Raw genomic sequence first — 4,820 nt, 5'->3', positions numbered from 1 at the left:
ACCCCCGAAAAGTGTGGTAGCCCTTCGGGCAGGTCATACGGTGGGGAACACGAAGGCCCCTTGTGGCTGGGAGCCCAGCCCGCCGCTGCGCGGCGAAAAGCCGCGCGTTCCGCGCGAGAGCGAAGCCGTTCAGGCGGACTGTGTCACCAGGTCGGCGGCGAGCGCGGCCTCGTACCGATGCACGATCAGCTCCGCCACCTCCGGGTCCGCGCCCAACGGCGGTGCCACCAGGTCCGTCCCCGCCAAGCGCGCCACCCGATCCGGCAGGAACCCGGGAGCCAAGAACCACGAAGCCACGGCGATTCGCTGCGCGCCCCGCTCCCTCAACCGCTCAACAGCCGCCGGCACGTCCGGCGAAGCCATGGCCGCGAAAGCCGCCTCCACACCGACCCACCCAGCGCCGGCAGCCCACCGAGCGGCGATCGAGCGCACCGCCGCGTTGGCCGGCTCGTGGGAAGACCCGGCCCCAGCCAGCACGACACCCAACTCACGGTCGTGCGACCGCACCCCGGTCGACGCCAGCCGCCGCAACGCCGCCGACTCCAGCAACGGCGACGGCCCCAGCACGTCCGCGATCGTCACGTCCAACGAAGGCAACCGGGCTTCGGCGACCGCCCCCGGCACGTCCACCCGCGCGTGGAAAGCCTTGCCCAGCAGCAACGGCACGACCACCGCCGAACGGTGCCCGTCGCCCACCACGCCGCGCAGCACGTCGCCCAACCTCGGCGCGGACAGGTCCAGGAACGAAGCCCGCACGTCCAGCGACGGCCGCAGAGCCCGCACCACGTCCAACAGCGCGTGCACGGTCGCCGCCGAACGCGGATCGCGACTGCCGTGCGCCACGGCCACCAAAGCGGTCACAGCGCACCCGACAGGCCGCGTGCCCGCAGCACCGCCCGCTCCAACGGCCGGAACACCAGCAGTTCGATCCCGATGCCGACCAACAGGATCAGGAAGATCGCCGCGATCACCATCGAGATGTCGTTCAACGACGACCCGTTGTGCAGGTACTGTCCCAGGCCCTCACCCAACTGGGGCGAGGTGGCGATGATCTCCGCCGCCATCAGCGACCGCCACGAGAACGCCCAACCCTGCTTCAACCCGGCCAGGTACCCCGGCAGGGCGGCGGGCAGCAGGATGTGCCGAGCCGCCGCCAGCCGACCGGCGCCGAGCGCCTGCCCGACGCGCGGCAGCAGCGGCGGGATCTGGTCGACGCCCGACACCAGGCCGTTGGCGATCGACGGCACCGAACCCATCAGCACCACGAAGTAGATGGTGGACGGGGTCGCGCCGAACCACAGGATGCCCGCCGGCACCCACGCCACCGACGGCAGCGACTGGAGGCCGGTCAGCAGGGACCCGATGGCCGCCCGGACCACCCGCACCTTGGCGATCAGCAACCCCAACGGGGTGGCGATGAGCACAGCCGTCAGAAAACCGAGCACCGCCCGGTGCACCGACGTCCACAGCACGTCGAACGCGCGGCCCGTCTCCACCGCCTCGGCCACCGCCGCCCACACCGACGCCGGCGACGGCAGCTGGTACTCCGGCCAGAACGCCGCCGCCCACAGCGCCTGCCACACGCCCAGCAGCAGGGCGAACGCGATCAGCGGCGGCAGGGCCGTGCGGACGAACCGCCTGCCCAGCGACGGGCGCTGCTCCTGCGACGGCGCGTCGAGCGCGTCCAGGCCCGCGCCGACCGCCGCCAGGTCGTTGTCAAGCTGCGGCGTGGCCACTGATCACCTCTCGCAGCCGGCTCGTGATGTCCTTGACCAGCGCGGGCTCGTCCACGTCCACAGTGGACCACTCGCGCACCACGCGACCGGGCCGGGAGGACAGCAGGACGACCCGCTGGCCCAAGCGCACGGCCTCGCGCACGTCGTGGGTGACGAACACGATCGCCGTACCGGTCTCCCGCCACACCCGCACCAGCTCCGCCTGGAGCACGTCGCGGGTGATGGCGTCCAGCGCCGCGAACGGCTCGTCCATCAGCAGCAGGCCGGGCGTGCCCTCCTCGGCGCTGCCCAGCGTGGACGCCAGCGCGCGGGCCAGCGCCACGCGCTGGCGCATGCCGCCGGACAGCTCGTGCGGGCGCTTGTGCCCGGCCTCGGCCAGCCGCACCAGTTCCAGCAGCTCGCCGGCCTTCTCCCGGCGGGGCCCGCGCTTGACGCCCGCGAGCCGCAGCGGCAGCTCCACGTTGCGCGCGGCGGTCAGCCACGGCATCAGCGCGGCCTCCTGGAACATCACGGCGGGCCGCGAGGTGGTCAGCGAGATGGTGCCGGAGGTGGGCGCGTCCAGGCCCGCGACCAGGTTGAGCAAGGTCGACTTGCCGCAGCCGGACGCGCCCAGCAGGCACACGAACTCGCCCGGCGCGACCCGCAGGTCGACGCCGTCGAGCGCCGTGACCGCGTTCGGTCCGTGCCCGAACGTCTTGCGCACCGCGGACAGGGTCACAGCTGCGTCCACAGTGGACGGAACGGCGGACTCAAGCGTGGCGGTCATGGTGTGCCTGCCTTCCCCGAGTTACTTCTTGTCCAGCCCGGCGGTGTCCACGGTCGGCTTGCCCGCCGCCGTGAGCACCTTGTTCAGCAGCGTGAAGTCCGCCAGCCCGGCGACGTCCGCGGCCTCCTTGGCGACGCCCGCGGTGACCGCGTCCTTCGCCAGCCGCGGGAACGTCCCGGCCTGCGGGTCCAGCGTCAGCTCGATGTTGTCGAACGCCCGGTCCAGCACGGGCTCGCCCAGCGACTTGCCGGTCAGCTTCTTCAGGGCCTCGTTGACGACCTTCTTGGCTTCGACCTTGTTGTTCGACGCGAAGTCGGTCGCCGCGAGGTGACCCTTGAGCAGCGCCTCGACGGTCTGCGGGTGCTCCTTGAGGAACTGCGTGCGCACCAGCAGCACGGTGGTCGGGAACTTGCCGCCCTCCCACAGGGTCTTCTCGTCCACCAGCACCTTGGCGCCGGCGTCGAGCACCAGCCGCGAGGACCACGGCTCCGGCGCCCACGCGCCCTGCACGTCGCCCTTCTTGAACAGGTCGAGCGACTGCGCGTTCTCGGTGTTGGTGACGTTGACCTGGTCCGCGCCCGCGCCGATGGCGATCTTCTGGTCGGACAGCCACTTCTTGAACGCCACGTCCTGCGTGTTGCCCAGCTGCGGCGTGGTGATGACCTTGCCCTTGAGGTCGGCCACCGAGCCGATCTCCGGCTTGACGACCAGTTGCGCGCCGCCGGACGTGGCGCCCGCGACGAGCCGCACGGCCTCGCCGCCGGACTTGGCGTAGGCGTTGATCGCCGGGCCGGACCCGATGAACGTGGCGTCCAGCGAGCCGCCGAGCAGCGCGTTGACCGCCTCGGGCCCGGCGTTGAAGGTCTGGGTGGTCAGCTTGGTGCCGCCCAGTTCCTTGGTGAAAAGGCCCTGTTCCACGCCGACCAGGGCGGCGGCGTGGGTGACGTTGGGGAAGTAGCCCAGCCGCAGTTCGGCGGCGGGGCCCTTGTCCTGGGCGGGGGCGTTGGCGGCGTCGTTGCCGCGGTCGGCCCGTGAGCAGGCGGCGAGTGCCAGGAAAGCGGTCAGTGTGGCCAGTGACTTGGTCAGGGTTCTGCGCTTGCTGCTCACGGCGGAGTCGGGCCTTTCTGGTCAGGGACCGGGGGAGACGAGGGCGTGGCTGTCCTGGGCGGTGCTCCCGCCCTCGGTACAGCCGTCCACGCCGGCCGGCTCCGGCAGCGGCGCCCCGACCAGGCCCGCGGCCAGCGTGCTGCCGTCCGACGCGTCGATGACCAGGAACGCGCCGGTGCGGCGGTCCCGCGTGTAGTCGTCGACGGGGATGGGCTCGGCCGTGCGGACCGAGACCTGGCCGATCTCGTTCAGGCCCAGCGAACCCGGGCTCCCGGTGCTCGCGAGCCGCTGCTCGTCGAAGCGGTTGCGCAGTTCGGTGACGATCGCCTGGACGGTCCGGGTCCCGTGCTTGACCAGCACCCGGGCGCCCGGCGTCAGCGCCTTCTCGGCCAGCCAGCACACGGTGGCCTCGAACTCGTCGGTGACCCGCGGCGCGTCACCGGCCGCGACCAGGTCGCCGCGCGAGATGTCCAGGTCGTGCGCCAGCAGCAGCGTCACGGACCGGCCCGCGGCGGCCTCGTCCAGCGGACCGTCGGCGGTGTCGATCTTCTCGACGGTGCTGCGCAGCCCGGACGGCAGGACGGTGATCTCGTCGCCGACGCGGACCGTGCCCGCCGCCACCTGACCGGCGTAGCCCCGGTAGTCCGGGTACTCCGCGGTGCGCGGCCGGATGACGTACTGCACCGGGAACCGGAAGGGCGCGTCGTGCGGGTCCGACTCGACCGGCACGGTTTCCAGGTGCTCCAACAGGGTCGGCCCGTCGTACCAGGGCGTCCGGTCGGACCGCTCCACGACGTTGTCCCCCGCCAGCGCGGACACCGGGATCTCCACCACGGCGTCCTCGGGGAAGCCGAGGGCGGTGGCGTGGGCGGTGAACTCCTTGGCGATGCGGGAGAACGTGACCTCGTCGTAGTCCACGAGGTCGATCTTGTTGACCGCGAGGACCAAGCGCGGCACCCCCAGCAACGCGAGCACGGCGGCGTGGCGGCGCGTCTGCTCCACCACACCCTTGCGCGCGTCCACCAGGAGAACACCGAGCTGCGCCGTGGACGCTCCGGTCACGGTATTACGCGTGTACTGGACATGCCCGGGTGTGTCGGCCAGCACGAAAGAACGCTTCGGGGTGGCGAAGTAGCGGTAGGCCACGTCGATCGTGATGCCCTGCTCGCGTTCGGAGCGCAGGCCGTCGACCAACAGCGACAGGTCCGGGG

5 protein-coding genes are annotated in these 4,820 nt (G+C 71.9%); all 5 read right to left on the bottom strand.

Annotation, left to right across the window (positions count from 1 at the left end; all coding sequences use genetic code 11):
- Positions 1-129: 129 nt before the first annotated feature.
- The gene (locus tag ABD126_RS38520) at positions 130-861 is read right to left on the bottom strand and encodes a sirohydrochlorin chelatase (protein WP_343940618.1); all 732 of its coding nucleotides are present in this window, start codon (positions 859-861) and stop codon (positions 130-132) included.
- Positions 858-1,736 carry an ABC transporter permease gene (locus ABD126_RS38515; RefSeq protein WP_309115041.1) on the bottom strand — a complete coding sequence of 293 codons (879 nt, stop codon included), beginning with the start codon at positions 1,734-1,736 and terminating at the stop codon, positions 858-860. Before ABD126_RS38515 ends, ABD126_RS38520 begins: the two co-directional genes overlap by 4 nt.
- Positions 1,717-2,502 carry an ABC transporter ATP-binding protein gene (locus tag ABD126_RS38510; protein ID WP_343940615.1) on the bottom strand — a complete coding sequence of 262 codons (786 nt, stop codon included), beginning with the start codon at positions 2,500-2,502 and terminating at the stop codon, positions 1,717-1,719. Before ABD126_RS38510 ends, ABD126_RS38515 begins: the two co-directional genes overlap by 20 nt.
- Before the next feature lie 21 nt (positions 2,503-2,523).
- Positions 2,524-3,609: an ABC transporter substrate-binding protein gene (locus ABD126_RS38505; protein ID WP_343940613.1), complete on the bottom strand. Its 1,086-nt coding sequence runs from the start codon at positions 3,607-3,609 to the stop codon at positions 2,524-2,526.
- A gap of 21 nt (positions 3,610-3,630) precedes the next feature.
- Positions 3,631-4,820, bottom strand: a 1,190-nt coding sequence (locus ABD126_RS38500; RefSeq protein WP_343940610.1) for a sulfate adenylyltransferase subunit 1, incomplete at its 5' end; no start/stop codon positions are given.

Origin of the sequence: Saccharothrix mutabilis subsp. mutabilis (assembly GCF_039521145.1) — a bacterium.
GTDB classification, from domain to species: domain Bacteria; phylum Actinomycetota; class Actinomycetes; order Mycobacteriales; family Pseudonocardiaceae; genus Actinosynnema; species Actinosynnema mutabilis.
The sequence above is the reverse complement of the archived record's forward strand: the minus strand, read 5'-3'. Positions and strand labels throughout refer to the sequence as shown.